This is a genomic window from Bacillota bacterium, from assembly GCA_018333655.1.
Taxonomy (GTDB): Bacteria; Bacillota; UBA994; order UBA994; family UBA994; genus BS524.
This window is the reverse complement of the sequence record JAGXTJ010000055.1, coordinates 1-23,831: the sequence shown is the minus strand read 5'-3', so window position 1 is coordinate 23,831 and position 23,831 is coordinate 1. Positions and strand designations below refer to the sequence as shown.

The following is a 23,831-nucleotide window of genomic DNA, read 5'->3' as shown; positions in this document are numbered from 1 at the left end:
TGAATGTCTTCGGGCTGGGGTTAGACTTCGCTCCGCCCCTAGTCGTGTCCATTGCCGGCCTGCTCATAGCTTTCGTGGTGGCGTAATTTTTATCCCTGCGCCCTAGTGCTGCATATGATGATGTGAATATGTGGCAAGGGGGGATACGCGGGTGACTAAGAAAAAAGGGGCTCAGCAAGGACATAAGGAGGTGCCGGTGCAAGACTCACAGGCACCTCCTGTGACTAGCCCGGAGAGCGCTGTGGCGTGGCGAGAGCGGCTCGACAACGAACGCCTCAAGTTTGAGAGGCACTTAGTGGAGGCGCTCGAAAACGAGCGTCAGCGCAGTGAGCGAGAGTGGCGACAGGCGGAACGCTCACGCATTGATGAACAAGAGCGCAAGTTTCTCGAGGCTATCGCCTTTAGGCAGGCCAAGCTAGAGTCAGAGTGGGTACTACAACGCAAGACCGACAGCGAGGGCAAGGCACTAGATTGGTTGCGCGAGAATCAAAGGTTGGTAAGCCAAGAATTGCAGCAAAACATGCAGAAACTGCGGCAAGATATGGAGGCACGCGAAGCGGCATGGCAGGAGCAATCGACCAAGCGCCTTATACAGTTAGAGGGTGAGTGGCGAGATAGGTTTGGGCGAGAGCTGCAAAGACTAGAAGTTGATTGGCGCGAGCAAGAGGTAATACACAGAGAGAGCGCTCGTTTTGCCGAACTAGAGAGAGAGCTCCGCGAGAAGGACAGACTAGCTTCAGGGCAGCAGATGCAGCAGCAGCGCGATGAGTTGCTGGCTCTGCAAAAGGAAGCCCTTAATGGTCACTTGCTGGCCGTAGCTGAGGCGTGGTCGCTAGTGCAAGAGAAGTGGCATCAAGAGTGGCAGCTGATATGTCAGCGAGAGCAGGAGAGATCAGCGCAAGGAGTCTTGCAGTGGCAGAAACAGGTGGAGCATGACCTAGGGGCAGATTTGACGGAGTGGAAAAAACAGCTAGTTGAGCAAGTCGCTAAACAGGGACGCGACTGGCAGCAGGCACAGGACAGAGTGATACACCAGTGGTTGAATGCCAATTTGACGGGCTGGAATGAGCATGTGGCCGATATTTTTAAGCACTGGCTAACCAAGGAAGAGGAACATATCGCGCGGCAAATTGCCCCGCTCGTAGAAAAGGCCCTCCGTTCGTGGCAGGGGCGGTGGCATGAGCTTGAAGAGCAGATGAAAGGGCAGAATGAGGGGCGACTAAACGAGCTCGCTCGCCAGATCAGAGAAGACCATAAATCGTCACGCACAGAGCTCCTAGCCGAGCTGAGTGGGCAAGTTATGACTCTAGGCAACGAATACAATCAGAAGACGAGGGCGGACCTACTGGCGTGGGAGGAGACCTCCCTAAACAAGCTTAAGTCTGCCTGCGCGGAATATGTCACCGATCAGAGAGCAGACTTATTGAGACAACACCAAGCAGAGATTGAGCTCCTCGGGCAGGATTTTCGGCTTGACTTGGGCAGACTATTTGAGAGCGCCTCGCTTGCCCTGAGTGCAAAATTTGAGGCCGAGGCCGAAAATCTGAGTGATGTCTATCGTGAGATGTTTCGTGCCGAACAAGAGGGCCTGCGTCTAGAGAGCGTCGAACAGCTGGCTGCGCGCCTCACTCTCACCTCGTCCTCGTGGCAGGAAGATACGGCTAGGCTGCTCCAAAATCTCGAAGGCAAATTTTCACAGACCATTGCCGGTGCCTTACATCAGCTTGAAGCCGAAGTCGTGACCAAGCAAGAGCATGCTTACCAGGCGCTAGTAGAGCGGCAGAGCAAAGCACAAGAAGCGCTAGCGGCGAATCTCTACCATGAGTTTAGAGCGCGCTTTGAGTCTTCAGTTGTGGGATGGAACTCCCAGATGGAAACTCACTTCTCTACTTGGCGCGCGGTCTGGGACGAAGAGCGGGCAGAGATGAATCGGCAGGCGGCACTATTCCGCGAGGAACTAAAGAGCACAACGACAGAAACCATGCGCGGGCACGAAACGCAGATAGTCTCAGAAATCAATATCAAAGTGCAGGATGTGTACGCGCGATGGCTGGGGGCGATAGAGGCCAAACTAGGAGAGGTAGAGCAACTGCTGCAGAGTGCCATTAGTCGCCGTGCGGCTGAAATGGTGGCAGAGATAGAGCGTGCATACCTAGTTAGATTAGATGCGCTCAAGGCCGAGGCACATCTTGATTATCGCGGACGGCTAGGGAAGCTTGCCGATGAGCTAACCGCGAGGCATAAGCAGGAGCTCGCCGCCTTGCTAGAAGGCCGCAATGAGGCGCTAAAGGAACATGTTGCGGCGGAAATAAGTAGAGCGCTCCGGCAAGACGAGCAAAAGAGTCCGGCGCCAGACAAGGTATTTGTCAATAATCGCCAAAATAGTAGGCGCGGCAGGTAGTAGGGCGGGGCGATGGTTGTTCTGGGGACGGCAGTTTGCTACAATCAGGATGAATACTAGAAGGAGGCGGAATGAGTAACGTGATAGGCGACAAATACACCAGTCTACGCTTTGACGTAGAAAAAGAAACAGCAGTGCGAGCCGATTTGCTAGAGGTCATGGACTACCAGTATCCCGGCCAAGAGGTTGATGTGGAGTACTATACTGAGGAATTCACATCGGTATGTCCGTGGACTGGTCTGCCTGACTTTGGCGGTATCTACATCAGCTACGTGCCTGACAAGAAGCTCATCGAGTTAAAAAGCCTCAAGTACTACCTGTTAACCTACCGCAACGTCGGTGTCTTACAAGAGCATGTTGTGGTGCAGATCCTAAATGATTTGGTAGCGGCCTGTCAACCGCTCTCGATGGAAGTAGAAGGGGATTTCGCCCTGCGTGGTGGTATGGGCACGCGGGTTAAGGCCGCCTACGTCAGGGAGTAGGGGATGAGGCGCAAACTGCCTTTTGTACTGGGTGCCTTTCTCGCCGTTGCCGTCTTTTTGGCCTTTTTGTCTATGGCCATAATCGAGGTAAGTTTTGACAGGCAGTTCTACGCCGCACAATACACCGCCCTAGGTGTTCCAGAAGATCTTAGGGTTGATTTGCCGACGCTCATGAGTTACACCGAGGTCTTACTCGACTACTTACGGGGCGAGGTGCCTAGCCCAAACGTAGTGGCAACAGTGCGGGGACGTAATGGGTTGCTTTACGGCGAGCGAGAAGTAAAACATTTGCGAGACGTGCGCTATCTTTTCGCTCTGACTTTTTTAGTGCGCAATATCAGCATCGTCGCCCTGTTGCTCCTGTTAACGGCCTTACTTTGGACGCGCAACTTTAATAGAGGAGTCAGGGGCTACTTCTGTGGGTCAGCCGTAATTTCTTGCCTGCTCCTCATTTTGGGCCTTTTGGCGGCGGTAGATTTCACGCATTACTTCACTCTATTCCACTTACTCACCTTCGACAACGATTTGTGGTTACTCAACCCCGCCACAGAGTACTTGATTCGCATGGTGCCGGAGCCATTCTTTATGGCCGCGGCCCTTAGGATTGTGCTCCTGACGGTAGGTAAATTTGCCTTAGCGGGTGTAGCCGCGTTAGTGGGGGTTTCTCTTTACGCACATGCTGTTAAAAGAAACGGTTGACAGGTCTGTTAAGCGCTTTTGTAGTTGATTGCGGGTCTCGCTATCACATTCCATTACCAAGGTGATGAGCCCATTTTCTCCACATGGGTCTGGAATGCCGAAGCGACCTAGGATGCACTGCCCAAAGTCTGAGATTACGCGCTGCACAAGGGGAGCATGATCGGGCCTGTTGTCTACCAGTATGCCGACAATGCTTAGTTCTTTTTCCATAATCAAAGCCTCGCTTTCACCAAATGTCTCTTCATTTTGCCCACCCTAGGTGTAGATATGCAGCATCAACAAATGACCCCCTCACCGCTCGGCACGGTGGGGGGATCATGCTTGATTGGTCTTAGTATGAGTCTACAGTAGAAGCAGAGATATTGCCGTCATGGTGACAACTACGGCAATTAGCGGCCAAATGTATTCACGGTAGAGAGGCATTATTTTGCACTTAAAGTGCGATAGCGTAACGACTTGGCAGAGATGTAGCGGAGAAGCAAAGTAGCCAACTAATGAGGAGGAATAGGCGGCAATGGCGCCAAAAAGCACTAAATCGGTCTTCTGCATAATCGGGAGCAAGAGAGGCATCGTTAGGGCGATGGCGGAAGTATTAGACGAGGACAAAAAGCCAACCAAGAAGGGCACCACGATAAAGAGGGCCTGTGGCGGCAACCCGGCTTGGAGGAGTTGCTCGATGAGAGGTGGTAGAGCGGTCACCTGCCCTGTAACCGCCTTAAAAATAATAATACTGGCGCCCGAGGCGATAATCGGAAAGTTTAGGCTGCGGTAAAGTAGCCTTGGCAGCATCGCGAGGGTAACATCGCCTATAGCGAGGGCTAGCCCTAGGCCCAGCAGGAGAGCCAGCGGAAAGGAGAGATTAAAGGCCACAGTCAAAGTAAGGCTCGCCCAGAGGGGGGAGGTATACTTTATAAGATCAATGAAATCCTGTCGGGTGGGCAAACGCTTCGTTGTATTGCGATCCTTTACTTTGTGGAGGTAGCTAAAGTAACCTGCGACTAAAACGGCGACTGTGAGTGGTAGTTGCCACAGGACTAGGGTCGACAGAGCAACATCCGTGATGCTGGTGATGAGGATGAAAGCTGGCATAAGGGGATAGACAAAGTACCAGCCATGGCGAAACAATAAATTGATGGCAGAAAGTCTTTCTGGTGGAAGATCGAGCTGTGCCCCCAATTCTCCTACTGTGGGGGCTGACAAGATCGCGCCGCCGGTCACTAGGAGCGAGCCAATTATGGAGGGAACGAAAATAATAGTCAGTTTGGTGCTCTGCAGAACAACCTGTAGTAGTTCCACCATCTTGGCGAGTAGGCCTAGTTCCTGCATCACACTACCTAGCATGCTGATTAGTGCTAGCGCCATCATTAAATCTATGGCCATAGGCATAAGTAAGGCCTCAGCCGAGACCTGCAGCAAGGAGAGGGGAGCCTGCCCGGTGGTAAGTCCTACGAGAAGTGCGCCGACAAGTAAGGCTAGGTACAAGTGCACCTTGCGTTGCACGAGGTAGATGATGACGACAAATGAGAAGGCTACACCGGCTATGGCCATAGGGCTCTCCTTTCAACCTCGCAAAGTCCATGCGTTTAAGTAGTTACGGTTAATTATACACCAGCGATTGGCACAAGACAGCGAAAATATTAAGCGTACCATAAGATTTTTGTCAGTAATCTTACGAAAGAGGTACAAAGTTGACACGCTGTGGCTTGGCATTCTACACTGAGTCAAGATGCTTGATGGAGTGGTACGAAATGCCCGTTTTACAAGTAAGTAATATCACGAAATACTATGGCGACAATATTGTCTTAGACGGTGTGGGCTTTGCGCTGCACGCTAAGGAAAAAGTAGCACTCTTAGGCGCGAATGGTTGTGGTAAAACTACACTGCTCAAAGTTGTCGCCGGGCGCTTGACGCCTGATGATGGCCAGGTTAGCGTAGTTTCTGGAGGCAAGGCGCATTACTTGGAGCAAGAGCCTGAGTTCACGCCTCGTTTGTCGCTGTACCACGCCGTAAGCCAGGTCTTTGCGCCTGTAATCGACTTAGAAAAAGAGCTACGCAGCCTAGAAGAGCAAATGGCGGGGGCCGAAGATGTAGCAAAGCTCTTGCAACGTTACAGCTTGCTAACCGAAAGGTTCGAGGCCTTAGGTGGCTATGGCCTAGAGAGTGCCATCAAGAAGGTGCTTATGGGCCTTGGCTTCTCAGAGGGAGATCTTGCCGCCCCCATCGAATATTTGAGCGGCGGACAACGAGTAAGAGCAGCTTTAGCTAAGGCCTTGCTTGAGGAGCCGGTGCTTTTGCTCTTAGACGAGCCCACTAATCACCTTGATTTGGCGGCGGTAGAATGGCTAGAGGGGTTCTTGCCTACCTACAAGGGCGCCGTGCTAATCGTTTCGCATGACCGTCATTTTCTCGATAAAGTGGTGACGCGTTGTTTAGAGCTTGAGAACCACAAGCTGACCGAGTATCCTGGTAACTTCAGCAAGTATCGGGCCTTGAAGGCAGAACGCTTGGCTCTGCAGGGCACGGCCTACGAGCGCGAGCAGGCAGAAATGTTACGCATGAAAGACTTTGTTAATCGCTACCGTGCTGGCTCGCGCGCCACCTTGTCGAAGAGCTGGGCCAAAAGACTCGAGCGCCGGGAGAAAAGTGCTACTGCCAAGCCGCAGAGCAAAGAGCACCTTACTCTCACTGTCGCCGAACGTCGTCGCAGCGGGCGGGACGTGCTCACAGTCTGCGACCTGCAGGTAGGTTTCGCGGGCAACATGCTCTTTGCTCCGTTCTCGGCGACTATCAAGCGTGGCGAGCGCATTGCCCTGCTTGGCCCGAACGGTTGTGGCAAGACCTCTCTCCTCTGTGCTTTGCTCGGCGACTTACCCCATCATGGCTTGGTGCGGTGGGGGGTTGGTGTCGAAATTGGCTACTTTGATCAGCGTCTAGCGCTCCTTAGCCCGCGGGGAATGGTGCTAGCCGAGGTTATGAACGTCGGTGGCACCATGTCAGAATGGGAGGCCCGCTCCTACCTCGCGCAATTCTTGTTTCGCGGGGAGCAGGTGTTTGCCTGCCTGTCGACGCTTTCAGGTGGGGAGCGCACTCGTCTTAGTCTCGCTAAGCTGCTGCTTCTCGGGCGAAATGTGCTGCTCCTTGACGAACCTACCAACCATCTCGATATAGAGAGTCGCGAGGTGCTTGAAAAGGCCCTGCTTAGTTACACAGGTACAATTTTCTTTGTCTCGCACGACCGTTACTTTCTTGACAAGGTTGCCACCCGCCTGTGGCGGTTTGGGAGCGACAAGAATATAATTGACCACCGGCAAAACTACAGCAATTGGCGTCAGACACAGTTTTTCTCCCCGCCTATGCCCATGGCTAAGGGACCGTCTAAGAAGATGCTAGAGGTAAAGAAGACCTCTCTCGATGTTTCCGTTATAGAGCGGGAGATAATTCGCCTCGAACTTGAAAAACAAGCCCAGGAAGAGTACATGGCCAGCATGGATTTTTTAAAGCTCAAGGATGGCAAGAAGGGAATGGTAGACCGTTACATGCGGCTTTGCTCTCGTCTAGAAGAGCTTCTGGCAACATGGGAACGGGCGGTACAAGACAAATAAGATGTGTCTAACCGGACCCTCATGAGCATACCTATACAAGGGGTGAGTGGGGTGCAGAAACTATGGTCGATAGTCGCGCTGCTTTCTGTTATAGGGATGTTTACTATCGCTTTGCCACGTCTTTCGCCTGCTAGTCCTTACACCGGTGAGGGTCTTTTTTCTTTGGCTTGGCTAGTGCTCGCTGGGGGCGTCCTCATTTCGCACGGTCTAGAATTGCGCAAGCGGCGTGGGCACAAAAAAAGGGTGGCCACTGTTTCCTTGCGGCCACCCAAAACCATAGGTCAAGTACAGCAAAACGAAAGACAGCAGCGAACTCGCTCTAACGCATAAAGACATGGTTGCCGATGCGCAAGATGACGGGACGAGTTGCCATCCAAGTGTGAGGGGCTTTTTGTGGATTGTAGAAGAACACTGCGCCTTGGGAGGGGTCCTGCCCCGCGAGGGCAGCATCTACGGCTCGGTATGCCGCTTCTCCAGCTGGCTTGTAAATCCAACGATTCAACACTGGCTCAAACTGGAAAGGTTGATAGAGCACTTGTTGAATCGTGTCAGGAAATCGCGCGTCGTCTACACGGTTTAGTACAACCGCAGCCACTGCCACTTTGCCGAGAAATGATTCGCCTTGAGCCTCGGCATGTACAAGTCTAGCCAGGGTGCTGCGCTCCTCTCTGGTGATCGCGAGGCGACTCCTAGAAGGTGTAGTTACCGCGCTAGTAGAAGCTCCAGGGATAATTATACGGCGACCAGCTACAAGGAAATCGCTCTCTAGCTTATTGGCCGCCTTGAGTTCCGCTACGGTTGTGCCCTTGCGCCGCGCAATGCTAGTGAGGGTGTCACCCCGCACCACAGTGTAAATTGCTCTGTGGGCCAAGAGACTAGCGGTTGTGCGTGGGCCAACAATGCCGATGGTGGGTAAGCCCACGGTGCGCTGAAACGCAACTACCGCTTGTTCTGTGCGTGGCCCAAAGATGCCATCTTGCTGACCTGGTGAGAAGCCGTTCTGGGCAAGGATGCGCTGCACCTCACGCACATCCTGACCGCGTGAGCCGAGGCTAAGCGATCGGGAGCCGAGGGTGGCCGCGCTGACAGTTCCGCTTAGCAAGAAGGCGGTCGTCACTAGTACACCCAAGATAGAAACTAACTGGCGCTTAATCATGATGTTCATCCTCTCTCGTTGTCATTAGCCTCCGAGGTTAGTTGTCGGGTTCGGGAAGAAAGGCAGACCCTACTAGCGTTAGCTAGATTCACCCCAAAAGTATATCCCCCGTACTGGTAAGTACATACCAGATTCGGCTATGGTTAGTATACACAGGGGGAGTATTATTGTCAACTTGGGGTATGGCGAGGCTACAAGGGAAACAGCTCTCTAGTGGCGAACTTAAATTACTAGAACACAGTGTTTTCACTAGGAGGTTCCCGACATGGATTTTGTGCACTTGCATTTACATACTGAATACAGCCTGCTGGACGGATTCGCTAAGATTGATAACTTAATCAAACATGTTAAGTCCCTCGGGCAGAAGTCCGTAGCTATCACAGACCATGGCAACATGCATGGAGTAATCGATTTTTATCGCGCGGCAAAAAAAGAGGGTATCAAGCCGATTATTGGATGCGAGGTCTATGTCGCTACGCGCACACGTTTAGACCGCGAATCGAAAATCGATGCTGATAATTATCACTTGGTGCTTTTGGCCATGAATGACCTAGGGTATAAGAACCTTATAAGCATGGTCAGTGCAAGCTACTTAGATGGGTTCTACTATCGTCCCCGCGTGGACTGGGAGCTCCTAGAAGCGCACTCTGACGGGCTCATCGCCCTAAGTGCCTGCCTAGGCGGCGAAATACCGCAGCGCATGATGCGTAATGATCACAGCGGGGCGCGTGAAGTGGCGTGCCGCCTGGCGCGCATTTTTCCGGAGCGGTTCTACTTGGAGATGCAAGACCATGGCTTGCCGGAGCAGCGGCCAATAAATATGGCCCTTGTCACCCTAGCACAAGAGTTGTCGCTGCCTCTCGTGCTCACTAATGATGTGCATTATGTTTCCCCTAGCGATCACGCAGCACATGATGTGCTTCTTTGCGTACAAATGGCCAAGGCGATTAATGACCCTAACCGGATGCGTTTTGTGCCACAATTTCATGCTACTTCGGCAGAAGAACTCATGGCGCGCCTGTCCTACTTGCCGTCCGCGGTTGTAGAGGAGGCTGTAGCCAGTACGGTACGCATTGCTGACAGCTGTAATGTAGATTTTCGTTTCGATCAAGTACACTTGCCTCAGTACGAGATTCCCGAGGGCTACACCGAGTTGTCATACCTCGAGAAATTGTGTCATGACAAGGTACACTGGCGTTACCCTAACCCTAGCCAAGAAGTGCAGCAGCGCCTAGTCTACGAGCTTGAGATCCTCGGTAAAGCGGGCTATGCCGGCTACATGCTCATCGTGCAGGACTTTACAAGCTTTGCGCGGCAGCAAGGAATCCCTGTAGGACCCGGTCGTGGCTCGGCCGTTGGTTCTATAGTAGCCTACATTCTCGGTATCACCGACCTCGACCCCCTGCCTTATGATCTCTTGTTCGAGCGGTTTTTGCATCTTGAGCGCATCAGCATGCCTGATATTGATATTGATTTTTGCTACGAGCGTCGCGACGAAGTAATTAAGTACGTCACGGACAAGTATGGGCACGATAACGTCTGCCAAATTGTGACCTTTGGTACCCTCGGGGCGCGTGCGGCCGTGCGAGATGTGGCGCGGGCGCTGTCCATACCGCTGCCCGAGGTCGATCGCATCGCCAAGTTAGTGCCTGAGGAGCTAAACATTACCCTGAAAGACGCTCTCGATAAGTCTGCGGACTTACTGGCACTCTACAATACAGACCACCGCATTAAAGAACTCTTAGACCTCGCGCAAGCTCTTGAAGGCGTGCCGCGGCACCTTTCGGTCCATGCCGCAGGGGTGGTTATTGCTCCTGCTAGGCTCAATACTTTGATTCCTCTTGCTAAATCTGGGCAGGCAGTTATAACGCAGTTTGATATGGACACAGTGCAAGATTTAGGGTTGCTTAAGATGGACTTTCTCGGTCTGCGTACTCTCACTGTTATCCGCTACTGCCTAGCCAATGTCAAAGATAATACGGGGCTGGCTATAGATTTTGCAGAGCTCGGGTATGAAGATGCCGACACCTATGCCATGATCGCCCGCGGTGATACCCTAGGGGTGTTTCAGCTTGAAGGCGGAGGAATGCGCAACTTCTTCGCCAAACTGCGCCCCACCTGCTTTGAGGACATTGTGGCGGGCATCTCACTATTTCGCCCAGGCCCCATGGAACAAATCCCCCGTTACCTAGCAGGGAGAGAGTCCCCGGAGGACATTGAGTACGCGGATTCTCGCTTAGAGCCGATCCTCAAGGTGACCTATGGCTGCCTTGTCTACCAAGAGCAGGTGCAACGTATTTTTCGTGAGCTTGCGGGCTACTCTCTAGGACGAGCAGATCTAGTGCGTCGGGCTATGGCGAAGAAAAAACCCGAAGTTATGGCGCTAGAGCGCGAGTACTTTTTGCACGGAATAGTCGACGAGGCTAGCGGCACAAAAATGGTCCCCGGAGCATTGGCTCTCGGGTTATCGAAGCAGGTAGCCAACAGCATTTTTGATTTGATGGCTGAATTTGCAAAATACGCCTTCAATAAATCTCATGGCGCAGGTTATGCGGTACTGGCCTACCAGACAGCCTACCTTAAGTGTCACTACCCGCGCGAGTTCTTGGCTGCCTTGCTTACCTCGGTGGCTGGCAACACCGATAAATTGCAGCTGTACCTTGAAGAATGCAGGCGACGGAGTATTCCTGTCTTACCACCAGACATTAATGAGAGTGAGTCTAATTTTGTCGTTAAAGGGGAGGCCATTCGTTTTGGCTTGGCCGCCATCAAGAACGTGGGGGGGAAAGTCATCGAACCTATTGTCAGAAAGCGACAGGAGGGGAAGTACGGCAGTCTTTATGACTTCTTGCTGCGGGTTAACGACGGAGTAATGAATCGGCGTACGGTCGAGCACTTAATTCGCGCTGGAGCTATGGCTTCGCTAGGACTTAACCGCCGTCAGCTTCTTGACATTATGGAAGAATGCTTTGACAAGGTGGCTCAAGAAAAGCGACAGCGTGAAACAGGGCAAATCTCTCTCTTTGATGTCTTTGGAGAGGCCGAAGCCAGTAAAGCTGCCATCAAAATTCCTGATCTCACTGATTTTAGTGTGAGTGAAATTCTCGAAATGGAAAAGGATTTGCTGGGTTTCTATGTCTCTGGTCACCCTCTCGATCAGTACACAGCCGTCCTGCGCAAACACGGCAAGCATTCCATCGGTCTACTCGGCGAATGCGAAGACAAGGCCGAGGTTACTATCGCCGGTATGATTGCTGAAGTCAGGGTTATTGTTACCAAGGCGGGTCGGCGCATGGCCTTTGCGCAAGTGGAAGACTTTGGCGGCACCATAGAAGTAGTATTCTTTCCTCAGATTTTCGAAAAACAAGGAGAGCAGCTGATCGCCGGGCGCGCCGCGATGCTGCGTGGAGCCATTACTCGGCGCGAGGAGCGCGTTTCTCTGGCGGTGAACGAAGTTACCCTGCTCGGGCTGGGGGAATGCGAAAATGACACCGATCGGCAACCAGAGAGAATATCACTGCGCCTAGATAAGCAGGATAAGTCGCACCTAGAAGAATTGCGAAACCTATTACAGCGCACGCCTGGTCCTGTCCCTGTCTACTTGCTTATGCCTGAAGCCTCGATTAGAGTGGATCAAAGTCTGTATGTAGCCTTTGGTCCCTACCTTAAGGCAGAGTTAGAAAGTAAGCTTGGAGCGTCAAATGTAGAGATATTATGGAGGTGCACATGAAAGACATTGTTATTCGCAAGTTGTCTGAGCGAGGTGTGGAGTTAGTAGACATTGCGGCCATCGTGAGCGAGTTGCAGAAGCCCTACCATCCTGGCCTTACGCCTGAAGTCTCTTTAAGCACCGTACTGGCGGTGCTAGACAAGCGTGAAGTTCAGCATACTATTCTTGTCGGTATAGCTCTGGATACCATGGCCGAACAGGGCTTTTTAGAGGATCCGCTTTGCGCCATAGTAAGTGAAGACGAGCCGCTCTTTGGCGTAGATGAGATTCTCGCCCTTGGTATCACGAATGTCTATGGCACCATTGGGCTGACGAACTTCGGGTATCTAGACAAAGTCAAGCCAGGTATTTTGCGTCTACTCAACAATCACCCGACACAGGTGCACACATTTTTGGATGACCTGGTAGCAGGGGTCGCTGCCGCAGCGTCGGCGCGCATAGCACACAATATATTTAAGTAGGCATGTTCTTAGTGATAGGAGAGGGATTTAAGTGATGAAAATTGGGGTGCTCACGAGTGGCGGCGATGCGCCAGGCATGAATGCCGCCATTAGGGCCGTAGTACGGAAGGGCCTCAGTGAAGGGTTGACAGTGTTTGGTATACGTCGTGGTTATGCAGGCCTAGTAGCGGGTGACATAGCTCGGCTAGATGCTGGGTCGGTGGCCGATACTATTCATCGCGGGGGTACAATTTTGCGCACCGCGCGTTCGCCCGAGTTTATGACGAGCGCGGGTTTTCAGAGCGCACTAGCTGTACTGCGCGACAAACAAATTGAGGGGCTTGTTGTCATTGGGGGCGATGGCTCACTACAAGGAGCGCAGAAACTGTATGAGCACGGCGTCCTAACGGTAGGCATACCAGGGACGATAGATAATGACATTCCGGGGACAGAGGAGTGTCTGGGCTTCGACACGGCGGTAAATACGGCTGTAGAGGCCATGGATCGCATTCGCGATACCGCGACCTCTCATGAAAGGACCTTCGTCGTGGAGGTAATGGGCCGTAACTCCGGGCAGCTGGCAGTAGCGGCAGGTATCGCCGCTGGCGCGGAATCAATACTGGTGCCGGAAGTGCCTCTGCCCCTAGAAGAAATTTGCGCGAGGCTTAAGCGTGGTCAAGAGAGGGGCAAACTCTACAGTATTATCGTGGTCGCTGAAGGCGTGGGGTCGGGCGTGGCCATTGGTGAATATGTGGCGAATTGTTCGGGCCTAGATACGAGGGTCACCGTTTTGGGCCATGTGCAACGCGGCGGCACCCCTAGTGCCCGCGATCGCATGTTGGCCAGTCGCATGGGTGCCTTGGCTGTGGAATTAATTAAGGACAAACGCGGCGGTCTGATGGTGGGTGTAAGAGCGGGTGCAGTTGTGCCCATGTCCATAACGGAAGCCCTCCAAAGCGGCCCTAATTTTAAGCACGACTTGTACAAACTCGCCGCGATTCTCGCTCAGTAGGAGGACTATATGGAGTATCGTACACTTGGGTTGACAGGCCTCACAGTGTCAAGACTAGGTTTAGGGGGCATACCAATTCAGCGTGCCACACAAGAAGTTGCCGCTGAGATGATTGCCGTTTGTCACGACCTAGGGATTAATTTTATAGACACAGCTAGAGGTTATCGCGATAGTGAAGAAAAATTAGGCAAGGCTTTGCAGTCGAGAAGAAGTTCTTTCTACTTGGCCTCAAAATCTGCACGACGCGATGCCGAAGGTTTTAGGCAGGACTTAGAGCTTAGCCTTAAACTGCTGCAAACAGACTATATTGATATCTATCAATTACATATGGTCAGTGCGTTTGATGTCTGGGAGCAAGTGCAGGCTAAGGACGGAGCGCTATCCGCACTTCTCGCCGCCCGGGAACAAGGCTTAGTGCGATTCATTGGTGTTACCAGTCATAATAATGACGTTCTCGAAGTAATAATTAAGAGTAATCTCTTCGATACAGCGCAGTTTCCCTTAAATGTGGTCGAGTCGCAGTTTGTAGGCTCATTGACCTTGTCTCGAGAGCTAAAGATGGGCACTATAGCTATGAAACCGCTCGCGGGTGGTGCTCTGCAACGAGCCGATCTGGCTTTGCGCTACCTTCTGCCAAGTGACATCGACACGCTTATACCCGGCATGGATACGGTGGAACAGCTACACGCGAACTACAGGGCTCTAGAGTTGGGCGCTTTATCGCCACAGGAGTTGACTGAGCTAGAAGCCGATGCCAAGTCTCTCGGAGAAGACTTTTGCCGGCGGTGTGAATACTGCCTGCCCTGTCCACAGGGCATTCGTATTCCTACACTATTCATTCTCGAAGGTTACACCAGTCGCTATGGGTTGCAGGAATGGGCACGCGAGCGGTACGCAGGGATGCCTGTCCATGCCGATGATTGCACCGAATGCGGCCTCTGCGAGCAGCGCTGTCCGTATGGGCTCAGCATACGACGCAAGCTCAAAACGACGGCAGAGGTTTTTCGACAGACTTAAGGGAGGTATGGCTTTGTCCAAAAGTATTGCTATCGTCGGTGCCACGGGTGTAGTGGGCCAAACTCTGCTTAAAGTCTTGGCAGAACGCAATTTTCCGCTACGTGAGGTAAGTCTTTTGGCCTCAGGTCGCTCGGCTGGCAAACAGTATCAGTTTCAGGGGGAGCAGCTGACCGTAAGAGAGGCCCGGGCGGAGGCCTTCGCTGGGGTGGATATCGCCTTTTTCTGTGCTTCGGGCGAGGTGGCAAGGGCGCTCGCGCCAGCTGCGGTAGCCCATGGGGCCGTTGTCATTGACAATAGTTCGGCGTTTCGCCTTGATGACGATGTGCCGCTCATCGTGCCCGAGATAAATGCCGCAGCAATTAGTGGTCATCGCGGTATTATAGCTAACCCGAATTGTTCGACCATTATTATGGCCGTCGCCCTAAAACCACTCTACGATGCGGTAGGCTTGAAGCGCGTCGTAGTATCGACATACCAAGCGGTGTCTGGGGCAGGCATTGAAGCGGTGGAAGAACTTAAAGAACAGGTACTAGCTTTTACAGAGGGCAGAAGTGTGGCGGCCAAGATTTTACCTACGGCTGCCGCCAAGAAGCATTACCAAGTAGCCTTTAATGTCATACCCCAAGTTGATTTGTTTGCGGATCACGGCTACACCAAGGAAGAGTGGAAAATGGTCCATGAAACGCAGAAGATTTTTGGTAACGAGACGATCGCCATTACGGTGACCACAGTCCGCGTGCCTGTCATGTGGTGTCACTCTCTTTCGATCAATGTAGAGACACATCGTCCCCTGTCTGTGCCGCAGGCGAGGGAGTTACTAGGCAGGTCTCCCGGTGTGGTACTCCTCGACGATGTCGATAATCAAGTCTACCCCATGCCAATCGATTTTCCGGATAGGGATGACGTTTTTGTGGGTCGTTTGCGACAAGATTTTAGTCTGCCGAATGCCTTCAATTTGTGGGCAGTGGGCAATCAACTTAGGAAAGGTGCGGCATCAAATGCTGTACAAATTGCCGAGATTCTCAAATGAAAATTGACTAGGTATATGGCGTGCGAAGCGTGGTCATACTAGTAGCAATAACTCTCAAGGAGGGAAGTAAGATGAACATAGTTTGGTTCGAAAAGACCCCAAAAGGTAGAGGAAATGCTGCTATTGATAAGGCCTACAAGATTACTTTTACAGACAAACCTAAAGGCGTACGGTGCAATGTCGCGCTCACTCGTAAGCTGGCTGAGTTAGGTGCAGACTACGTTTTCATGGGCGTGCGTCAAGAGTCCTTTGTCGTAAAGCCCCTAGCCACGGGTGGTACGGGCTTCAAGCTTATCACTAACAAAAGTAGCGCTCAAGTGTGCGCGGCATCGATTGGCGAGTGGGCGGTTAAAAACCTCTTAATTAAGAAAAGGGTCAAAGGGCATTGGGACGAAAGCAATGGGGTGTTTGCCTTTGACTTAGCCTCTGCCATGCCCGACAGCGTTATGGACGAGGCAGTAGCCCTAGTTGATTAAAGGATTTGAGCCTTCACCCCCGAATACTAACTCGGGGGTGATATCTTTGTCAAAAAGTAAGTGGAGCCAAGCCATACAGGCAGGTAAGGGTATTAAGATGCCGCGTACCCTTCCTACTGTGCAACCTATTTACCAGACTTCTGTTTTTAGCTTTAGCTCTTTAGAAGAGGTCGACCAAGCCTTTAGTGGCGCAGAGGGTACTTATATCTATTCGCGCTATGGTAATCCTACTGTGCAGGCCCTAGAGCAGGCCCTAGCTGCTTTAGAAAGTGGTAGCGACTGTATTGTCACTTCCTCAGGGATGGCAGCTACTACCGCCACGTTGCTGTCACTTTGCAGTGCGGGCGATCATATCATAGCTGCCGAGGATCTCTACGGGGGCACACAATCCCTACTAGAACGAGAGCTGTCTCGGTTCGGGATTTCGACCACCTTTATCGATGCAACTTTGCCCGCTAAGGTTGAAGCAGGCATTCGCCCTAACACGAAAGCCATTTTTGTCGAAACTATTTCTAACCCCCTTATGCGACTGGTAGATTTCTCGCAGTTGGCCATGCTTAAGCGGGCCTACAAACTGAAACTTGTCGTAGACAACACCTTTGCCTCGCCGATGCTGTGCCGGCCGCTTGAACAGGGGGCTGACTTAGTGGTGGAAAGTTTGACCAAGTATATCAATGGACACTCGGATGTCACTCTGGGGGCGGTAGTGGGCAGTGCGGATGACATAGAGAGAGTTAAACCGCTACATATTCAGTTTGGGGCCACGGCAAGTCCCTTTGATGCCTGGCTTGTCATGCGGAGCATGGGGACTTTGCCCCTGCGCATGCGGCAACATACGCAAAATGCCCACATTTTGGCCGATCTTTTGACGGGCCTACCGCGTGTGCTGCGCGTGCACTACCCGGGCCTGCTCGGTCACCCCCAGCATGCCCTGGCCGAAAAGCAGCTCTCTGGTTTTGGGGGGATGCTCAGCTTCGTGGTGGAAGGCGGCAGCTATGGTGCGGAGCAGTTGGTCAAGGCCCTCTCCATGGTAGATTTTGTGCCGAGTTTAGCCGGCGTGGCCACGACCATTTCTCACCCTGCCAAGACAAGCCATCGTGGGCTCACTTCCTTGGCTAGGGCTAGGCTCGGCATCGACGAGGGAATGCTTCGCGTTTCGGTTGGGCTAGAGGACTCAGCAGACATTTGTGCTGATTTCGCTCAGGCTTTGCGTCACAACGCATAGTCCTTGCCAGTCGTAATAAGCTAATGGTAGTTCTTAAGCTGCAAAAAAACCAATGAGGTGATGACTTGAAGATACTGTCTCTAATAGGGATACTTCTCTTGCTGTTCATGACTACCCCGACGCAGGCACAGACGCCTGTAGAGCCCCCGCTCGATCCGGCCATGGAAGAGCCTGCAGTAGAGTTTGCTCGGGCGAGGGTCTTACTATTGGAAGAACTCCCCGAAGAAGGTGGCGTCGATGAATTCGGCTTTCCCCTGCGTAGCTTTAGGGCTGAATTAGAGCTCGTTAGTGGGCGGTTTCGCGGTCAAGTTGTGGAGATCACCCATGTTTTGACTGGCACGCCTGCCTATGACATCGTGATCGAAGAGGGCGATAGGGTGCTGGTCGGCGTGGAAACTGTGGAGGGCGAGCTGCAGGAAGTCGTCATCGCAGACTACGAAAGAGATCGTTCGCTCTACGCCTTAACTCTGCTCTTTGCAGGTATGCTGGTAGGTTTAGGTGGCAAAAAGGGTCTTAAAAGTCTCTTGTCTCTAATCGTGATCGGGATATTAATCCTCTACGTATTTGTGCCTTTTCTCCTGCGGGGCGCGAGCCCCATCGTACTTTCCGTCGCTGTTTCGGCCATGGCAACTATATTTACTATTCTCCTTGTGGGGGGAGTAAACCGTAAGAGCGCTGCCGCCATCTTGGGTACTTTGGGCGGTGTGTCCGTCGCCGGTGCCTTAGCCATCGTTGTTGGTGGGGCCACGCATGCCTCTGGCTTGTCTGGTCAAGAAGCGCAGATGCTAATGTTTATACCGCAAGGCATTAGCTTTGATTTTCGCGCCTTGTTAATGGCTAGCATCATTATCGGTGCCTTAGGCGCGGTCATGGATATTGGCATGTCTATTTCTTCAGCGATGACAGAAATTCGCCGTGCCGACCCTACCCTGTCGCGGCGTGCGTTGTTTTGGTCGGGCATGAATGTAGGGCGCGATGTAATGGGCACCATGGCCAACACCCTGATACTCGCCTATACTGGTGGGTCGCTAGCACTGCTCTTGCTCGTTACGGCCTACGAAGTGCCCTTCGTGAGGCTTATCAACATGGACTCTATAGCCAGTGAAGTTTTGCGTGCCCTAGCAGGCAGCGTCGGCCTGGTTGCCGCCATTCCCGTCACGGCGCTGGCCGCAGCGTGGTTGATGCGTCCTACGGCCCACCACAGGCCCTAAGTAAAAGTGAAAAGTGGCTGTCCCTTAAGAAAAGGGGCAGCCACTTTTATATGTCGAGGACAAGGCCTGTGCTCGCCAGAATAATCTCTCCGGCAAACTGCGCCTCTGCCTCCGCTAGGAGCAGATCTAATCTTGCTGCGGGGTGAAAATGTGTTAGAACAAGTCGTTTTACGCCTGCCATCTGTGCTAAACGACCGGCATCACGGGCACTAAGATGCAAGGCCACATTGGTCCCCTTGTTCTGCTCCAGAAAACTCGCCTCGGCCAGCAAGGTGTCTGCTCCCCGACAGAAGTCTATCAAGTCATCATGCCAAGCCGTGTCGCCGGTGTAGACCATGGAGCGGTCGTCTACCGTAGCCTTAATTGCCAGGGCAGGGTAGGGGTGCAGTGTGCCGGCAAAGTCAAATTTCATCTCACTGATGCTAAGAGACGAGTCTTGTTGAATCGTGGAGATGCTCAATGTATCTAAGAACGGTAGTGAAGCGCGTTCCAAATCAGGTTTGCTAGGCGCATAGACGGCTAGGGGGGTTGCCTTGCCCGCGCGCATACTTAGAAAGCGGGCATAGCGTAACACTAGTAGGTCGCAAAAGTGATCGGCATGTAGGTGGCTAAGAATAACCGCCGACAGCTCGCCATTCGTTAAGTCGCATACGCGACCTAGCTGGCTGACGACACCGCTACCACAGTCAAGCAGCACCTTAGTAGATTCAGTCTCTAGCAAGTAGCCGGGCCCCGCCCCGTCTGCGGGAGGATAGGGAGAGTAGCAGCCAAGCACACGAAGTTTCATGAGAGGGCGAGTTGCCAATTGCCGACTTCAGCCACTAGCCGGTAGTTGGTCAGGTCAAAGTGAATGGGCGACACCGAGACATGGCCTGCGGCTACAGCCCAAACATCGGTATGGGGGGTGAGGTCGTCTACCACATTATTGCACATCCAAAAATAGTCGCGGCCCAAGGGGTCTTGCCTCTTGTCAAAGGTGTTACTGTACCTGCGCCGACCAAGGTTGGTGACAAATACTTGGGAGGGAGTGTTTTTGGGCCAGTTGACGTTGAGCAATGTATCTGGGGGTAGGTCGCGATTGTGCCAGGTTTTGGCCAAGTAACAGGCAAATTCCGCAGCCGGTTCGTAGTGGGTATTGCGCAGGTCATCTAGAGATATGGCGATGGCGGGCAACCCGAGCATCGCCGCTTCTATAGCGGCCGACACTGTGCCCGAGTAAAGTACATCTGTGCCTAAATTGGCCCCCCTGTTGATGCCGGAAACAACGATGTCAGGTCGTAAGACAAGCTCTGCTTCAAGGGCTAACTTGACGCAATCGGCCGGGGTGCCGTCGACGGCAAAAGCTTGGTCGGCAAAGTCTAGCGCGAGATGACGCGCCCGTAGAGGGCGATGCACGGTTATGGCATGCCCAGTCGCGCTGCGCTCCCTATCTGGCGCCACCACAGAAACTGTGCCAAGTTGGCGGAGGGCGGAGGCCAGAGCTCTAATGCCAGGGGCATGAATGCCATCGTCATTGGTCACCAAGATATGCAAGCGTAATCAACTGCCTCTCTGTTCTATCTCTGTAAAGCGCGTCATCTGTGTAGTGGCAGATAAAAGTTAGAGTGTAGGCCTCTCGATATAGGTACTAAACCATAATTGAAACACGATTATGGCCCACAATCTTCTGCTGTTGTCTTTTTTTCCGCTAACATGCTCCGCAAGTAGTGCGAGGGCGTACTCCTTGTTTATGTACTGTGCCGCAGAGCTGTTGCTAAGCAGTCGGCGCACATCCTCGAGCCACTCGTTCTTCATCCATTCGCGAGTTGGAACAGGAAAGCCTCGTTTGGGTCGGTAAGCAACCTCCTGTGGCAGCCAGTCGGTGGCAGCGCGTCGCAAGACGTACTTAGTCATGTTTTCGGCAATCTTGTAGTGGGGGGGAATGGTGGCCGCAAATTCTACTACATGGTGATCGAGAAATGGCACGCGCAGCTCAAGTGAATGCGCCATGGTCATGCGATCGGCCTTGACCAAGATATCGCCCGAAAGCCAAGTGTTAAAATCAAGATACTGCATCTGCGAAATTTCGTCCAGATGAGCGCTCTCGGCAAAATAGGGTGCAGTCACCGCCGTAGGTAGGAAGCGGTGGGAACGAAAGGGTAGGAGCTTATCCTTTTGCTCTTCGGTGAAAATCAAGGCATTTCCAAAATAACGCTCTGCTAGGGGCGTCGTGGCGCGGCGGACATAATCTTTGCCCTTAGTGCCCTCCGGCAGGAAATGGGCCCCTTTGGCCAGCAGGGCTTGTAGTGTTTTGGGAACAAAACCAAACTTGCGCACTTCCGCCGGCTCGCGGTAAATGCCATAGCCTCCAAAGACCTCATCCGCGCCCTCACCACTTAGTACCACCGTGATATCGCGGCTGGCCCTTTCGGCCACAAAGTAGAGGGCGCAGGCAGCAGGATCGGCAACAGGCTCGTCCATGTGCCAGATAATGCTAGGTAGTGCCTGCCAAAATTCTTTGGCGTCTACCTTGACTTCGTTGTGCGAAGTTCCCAGCACTTCGGCCGTGCGGCGCGCCTCGGAAAGCTCATCGTACTTAGACTCATTGTAGCCCACAGAATATGTAGATAGGTTCTCTTGACGCTTGAGCAGGGCCACGATCACGCTAGAATCAACTCCGCCCGAGAGGAAGGCCCCTCGCGGTACGTCGCTCATCATGTGCATCCGCACCGCCTCACTTAGGATGTGTTGCGTGCCCTCGACAAAGTAGTCTAAGGGTTTATCTGCGGGCTTAAATTCTAAATGCCAGTAGCGTTTAAGCTCGAGGTGGCCATCCGTAAAGCTAAAGTAGTGTGACGGCGGCAAGCGGTAAATGCCCTCAAACAGGGTAGCAGGGTCGGGTACAAACTGAAAAGTAAAGTAGTGCTGCAAGCTCTGTTCATTGACCTTGGCCGTTATGCTGGGGTGGGTAAGAATCGCCTTGGCTTCGGAACCGTAGATCAAGCGTTGCCCCTGTAGCGCATAGTAAAACGGCTTGATGCCAAAGCGGTCTCTCGCTCCGTGCAGGGTGTTGGTCTTGGTGTCCCACAGCACAAAGGCAAACATGCCACGCAACTTAGCAGTACATTCCATGCCAAGCTCTTCATAGAGGTGAATAATTACCTCGCTATCAGTCAGCGTAGCAAAGCGGTGGCCGCGTTCAATTAGCCAAGTGCGTAGTTCAAGATAGTTGTAGATTTCGCCGTTAAAAGTCATCCACACGGTCTCGTCTTCATTGGCCATGGGCTGGTGTCCTGCAGCGAGGTCTATGATGCTCAATCTGCGAAAGCCGAGGGCTACATCGTCATCAACAAAACAACCGCTATCATTTGGGCCGCGATGTGTAATACACGACGTCATAGCGTTTAGGAGAGCAACCTTTTCTTCTCGGCTAACTGCCTTGTCTATGAAACCAACTATGCCACACATTAAAGCATCCTCCTTAGCACTTTACCCAGTATAGATTTCTCCTGGACTAGTCTACCCACAAAATGTGGCGATCTGTCTATGCTCGATTGGTAGGTGCCACTTCTCTATGGCGGGGGTCGTCGAGAGCCCCTCTCTGCAGGTAAAAGACCGCCACAATGACGGTAAGAACCCCGAGCCATTGTAGGGGACGGAGTTCTTCACCGAGCAACAGCGCCGCGATAAATACCCCACTTAAAGGTTCTAGAGCGCTGGCGATTGAGGCCTTGGCTGCGCCAATAGCCTTGACACCTACAATGTAGAGAAGGATGGCGAGGACTGAGGAAACGAGACCAATGAACAGCCCGATCAGCCACATAGCAGCAGTTAAGCTGCCATCAAACATGTACAACGGTGGATTGAGAACGATTAAGAAGAGAGCGCAGTAAGTGATAGAATATGTAGTAACCACCAAGGCGTTTAGCTGACGTGTAGATTTTTGCCCGAGCAGAGTAAAGGCACTGTAAGCGAACGCTGCGAACGCCACCCAAGCAAAGCCGACCATTCCGGTGCTAAAGTTTGTGCTGCCATCTTGAGACACGAGGGCAGTTCCTAGCACCGCGAGCAGGGCAGCGATCAAGACCGAGCGCCCCAGGCGTTCTTTCCAGAGCAGGCTCGCAAAGATGATAGTTACAAGTGGATGGACGTAAAAAACTATGCTCACCAGGCCAGCCGGCAAGTGCCGTAAAGCCAAGAAGAATCCTAATGAGGTTCCGGCGTAGGCCACACCCTGAGCTATGAGGTACGGCTGAAGCTGAGGTGTCACAGCATACTTGCCTAGGCCCACGACCAGGGCGACAGCCCACATCATGAGCGCAGCCAATGTAAAGCGCACGGTAAGGAGAGTGAGGGGGGTGTAGCCCAAGGCAAAGCCAAACTTGCCTAGGGAGCCCAAGAAACCAAAGCAGAGAGAAGAGACCGCTATAGCCGCGTAGCCAAGCTTAGGCGTCATCTTTCTCCCCCTCTCGCAATCTTTGTCCATCATAGCATATTTGGGCGCGCTTGATTAGCACCGGTGTCACTTTTCGTCGTCTGATAGGGTGCTACCTATGAACTGCATTGTTGTATACTAGGCTTAGTCTAGAACAAAACCTAGAGGAGGTTGTTGATGAGGATTAGAGTATTAGGCGAAAGTGATATCGACCTGTATTTTGCGGTAAGGCTACGCGGGCTTAAGACCAACCCTGAGGCGTATGGCTCGACTTATGAGCGAGAAGTGCAATTCACGCCTGACGAAAAAGCATCACGGATTAGGGCTACAGACAACAAATTCGTTCTCGGTGCTTTTAACAATGTCGATAGTTTAATTGGCATCGTGACTTTCGTTCGTAATGAAGGCAGCAAAGACAGGCACAAGGGTAATGTTTTCGGGATGTATGTAGTACCAGAGAGTCGAGGACAAGGTGTAGGGAAGGCTCTGGTAAGGGAACTATTAGAAAATGCTGGGCAACTTCCAGGTCTAGAACAATTACACCTAGCAGTTGTAGCGGACAACGCCCCCGCCAAAGCGCTGTACCTGTCGTTAGGCTTTAAGACCTATGGCGTAGAGCCTAACGCCCTCTTACATGAAGGCCGGTATTATGACGAGGAACTGATGGTGTATAAATGCTAGTTCACCGTTTAACTGTAGTCCCCTATGACCCCCTGTGGAGGGTAGCATATGCCACAGAGGCGGAGCAAATCAGACATATCCTACGAGAATTGCTGGTGGAAGTTCATCATATCGGGAGCACCGCTGTAGATGGCCTTTGTGCCAAGCCGGTAATTGATATCATGCCTGTAGTGACAAATATCACCTCCGTGGATCAGCGCAACCTGGAATTTGAGGCTATCGGTTACGAGTGCATGGGGGAGTTTGGTATACCCG

Annotated in this window: 22 protein-coding genes; 15 read left to right on the top strand and 7 right to left on the bottom strand. The window is 52.5% G+C overall.

From position 1 onward, the window contains the following. Positions 1-151 precede the first annotated feature (151 nt). The 3 genes from KGZ92_09940 to KGZ92_09930 all read left to right on the top strand — a co-directional run bounded on the left by KGZ92_09940 (position 152) and on the right by KGZ92_09930 (position 3,582). The gene (locus tag KGZ92_09940) at positions 152-2,401 is read left to right on the top strand and encodes a hypothetical protein (GenBank protein ID MBS3889584.1); all 2,250 of its coding nucleotides are present in this window, start codon (positions 152-154) and stop codon (positions 2,399-2,401) included. A gap of 71 nt (positions 2,402-2,472) precedes the next feature. Continuing rightward, a complete protein-coding gene (queF, locus tag KGZ92_09935; protein MBS3889583.1) occupies positions 2,473-2,883 on the top strand; it encodes an NADPH-dependent 7-cyano-7-deazaguanine reductase QueF in 411 nt (136 codons plus the stop codon). Between the two features lie 3 nt (positions 2,884-2,886). Then, entirely contained in the window at positions 2,887-3,582 is a 696-nt protein-coding gene (locus KGZ92_09930) for a TIGR01906 family membrane protein (protein MBS3889582.1), read from the top strand. On the opposite strand, the gene KGZ92_09925 is transcribed toward KGZ92_09930, so the two are convergent. Beyond that, positions 3,535-3,792 carry a hypothetical protein gene (locus KGZ92_09925; GenBank protein MBS3889581.1) on the bottom strand — a complete coding sequence of 86 codons (258 nt, stop codon included), beginning with the start codon at positions 3,790-3,792 and terminating at the stop codon, positions 3,535-3,537. The two genes, KGZ92_09930 and KGZ92_09925, sit on opposite strands and share 48 nt — an antisense overlap. A 132-nt stretch (positions 3,793-3,924) precedes the next feature. Continuing rightward, positions 3,925-5,130 carry a DUF401 family protein gene (locus KGZ92_09920; protein ID MBS3889580.1) on the bottom strand — a complete coding sequence of 402 codons (1,206 nt, stop codon included), beginning with the start codon at positions 5,128-5,130 and terminating at the stop codon, positions 3,925-3,927. A 200-nt stretch (positions 5,131-5,330) separates the two neighbouring features. Here KGZ92_09920 and KGZ92_09915 point away from each other — a divergent pair, with 200 nt between their 5' ends. Both KGZ92_09915 and KGZ92_09910 read left to right on the top strand, forming a co-directional pair. After that, a complete protein-coding gene (locus KGZ92_09915; GenBank protein MBS3889579.1) occupies positions 5,331-7,184 on the top strand; it encodes an ABC-F family ATP-binding cassette domain-containing protein in 1,854 nt (617 codons plus the stop codon). A gap of 51 nt (positions 7,185-7,235) precedes the next feature. After that, positions 7,236-7,514 (top strand): hypothetical protein, encoded by a 279-nt coding sequence (locus tag KGZ92_09910; protein MBS3889578.1) that lies wholly within the window; start codon positions 7,236-7,238, stop codon positions 7,512-7,514. Here the strand turns inward: KGZ92_09910 and KGZ92_09905 are convergent. Continuing rightward, complete coding sequence (locus tag KGZ92_09905) at positions 7,504-8,340, bottom strand: cell wall hydrolase (protein MBS3889577.1); 837 nt, start codon at positions 8,338-8,340, stop codon at positions 7,504-7,506. The two genes, KGZ92_09910 and KGZ92_09905, sit on opposite strands and share 11 nt — an antisense overlap. A gap of 265 nt (positions 8,341-8,605) precedes the next feature. On the opposite strand from KGZ92_09905, the gene KGZ92_09900 reads away from it, so the two are divergent. The 8 genes from KGZ92_09900 to KGZ92_09865 all read left to right on the top strand — a co-directional run bounded on the left by KGZ92_09900 (position 8,606) and on the right by KGZ92_09865 (position 18,481). Beyond that, positions 8,606-12,070: a DNA polymerase III subunit alpha gene (locus KGZ92_09900; GenBank protein MBS3889576.1), complete on the top strand. Its 3,465-nt coding sequence runs from the start codon at positions 8,606-8,608 to the stop codon at positions 12,068-12,070. Next, a complete protein-coding gene (locus tag KGZ92_09895) occupies positions 12,067-12,531 on the top strand; it encodes a phosphatidylglycerophosphatase A (GenBank protein ID MBS3889575.1) in 465 nt (154 codons plus the stop codon). Before KGZ92_09900 ends, KGZ92_09895 begins: the two co-directional genes overlap by 4 nt. A gap of 31 nt (positions 12,532-12,562) precedes the next feature. After that, the gene (gene pfkA / locus KGZ92_09890; GenBank protein MBS3889574.1) at positions 12,563-13,522 is read left to right on the top strand and encodes a 6-phosphofructokinase; all 960 of its coding nucleotides are present in this window, start codon (positions 12,563-12,565) and stop codon (positions 13,520-13,522) included. 9 nt (positions 13,523-13,531) lie between these two features. Further along, complete coding sequence (locus tag KGZ92_09885) at positions 13,532-14,539, top strand: aldo/keto reductase (GenBank protein MBS3889573.1); 1,008 nt, start codon at positions 13,532-13,534, stop codon at positions 14,537-14,539. A 13-nt stretch (positions 14,540-14,552) separates the two neighbouring features. Continuing rightward, on the top strand, positions 14,553-15,569 hold the full coding sequence (locus KGZ92_09880) for an aspartate-semialdehyde dehydrogenase (GenBank protein MBS3889572.1): 1,017 nt from the start codon (positions 14,553-14,555) through the stop codon (positions 15,567-15,569). Between the two features lie 71 nt (positions 15,570-15,640). Next, positions 15,641-16,045 (top strand): hypothetical protein, encoded by a 405-nt coding sequence (locus tag KGZ92_09875; GenBank protein ID MBS3889571.1) that lies wholly within the window; start codon positions 15,641-15,643, stop codon positions 16,043-16,045. A gap of 46 nt (positions 16,046-16,091) precedes the next feature. Beyond that, positions 16,092-17,270 (top strand): aminotransferase class I/II-fold pyridoxal phosphate-dependent enzyme, encoded by a 1,179-nt coding sequence (locus tag KGZ92_09870; protein MBS3889570.1) that lies wholly within the window; start codon positions 16,092-16,094, stop codon positions 17,268-17,270. A gap of 65 nt (positions 17,271-17,335) precedes the next feature. After that, positions 17,336-18,481, top strand: coding sequence for a YibE/F family protein (locus tag KGZ92_09865; GenBank protein ID MBS3889569.1), 1,146 nt, complete (start codon positions 17,336-17,338; stop codon positions 18,479-18,481). Positions 18,482-18,527: 46 nt separating this feature from the next. Here KGZ92_09865 and KGZ92_09860 read toward each other — a convergent pair whose 3' ends face one another. The 4 genes from KGZ92_09860 to KGZ92_09845 all read right to left on the bottom strand — a co-directional run bounded on the left by KGZ92_09860 (position 18,528) and on the right by KGZ92_09845 (position 22,916). Continuing rightward, positions 18,528-19,286: an MBL fold metallo-hydrolase gene (locus KGZ92_09860; protein MBS3889568.1), complete on the bottom strand. Its 759-nt coding sequence runs from the start codon at positions 19,284-19,286 to the stop codon at positions 18,528-18,530. Continuing rightward, entirely contained in the window at positions 19,265-20,014 is a 750-nt protein-coding gene (surE, locus tag KGZ92_09855; GenBank protein MBS3889567.1) for a 5'/3'-nucleotidase SurE, read from the bottom strand. Before surE ends, KGZ92_09860 begins: the two co-directional genes overlap by 22 nt. Positions 20,015-20,080: 66 nt before the next feature. After that, a complete protein-coding gene (gene asnB / locus KGZ92_09850) occupies positions 20,081-21,928 on the bottom strand; it encodes an asparagine synthase (glutamine-hydrolyzing) (GenBank protein MBS3889566.1) in 1,848 nt (615 codons plus the stop codon). A gap of 76 nt (positions 21,929-22,004) precedes the next feature. Beyond that, positions 22,005-22,916: a DMT family transporter gene (locus KGZ92_09845; GenBank protein ID MBS3889565.1), complete on the bottom strand. Its 912-nt coding sequence runs from the start codon at positions 22,914-22,916 to the stop codon at positions 22,005-22,007. 156 nt (positions 22,917-23,072) lie between these two features. Here KGZ92_09845 and KGZ92_09840 point away from each other — a divergent pair, with 156 nt between their 5' ends. Both KGZ92_09840 and KGZ92_09835 read left to right on the top strand, forming a co-directional pair. Then, positions 23,073-23,576: a GNAT family N-acetyltransferase gene (locus KGZ92_09840; GenBank protein MBS3889564.1), complete on the top strand. Its 504-nt coding sequence runs from the start codon at positions 23,073-23,075 to the stop codon at positions 23,574-23,576. Beyond that, a partial coding sequence (locus KGZ92_09835; protein MBS3889563.1) for a GrpB family protein occupies positions 23,570-23,831 on the top strand: 262 nt, incomplete at its 3' end. The genes KGZ92_09840 and KGZ92_09835, both read left to right, overlap by 7 nt.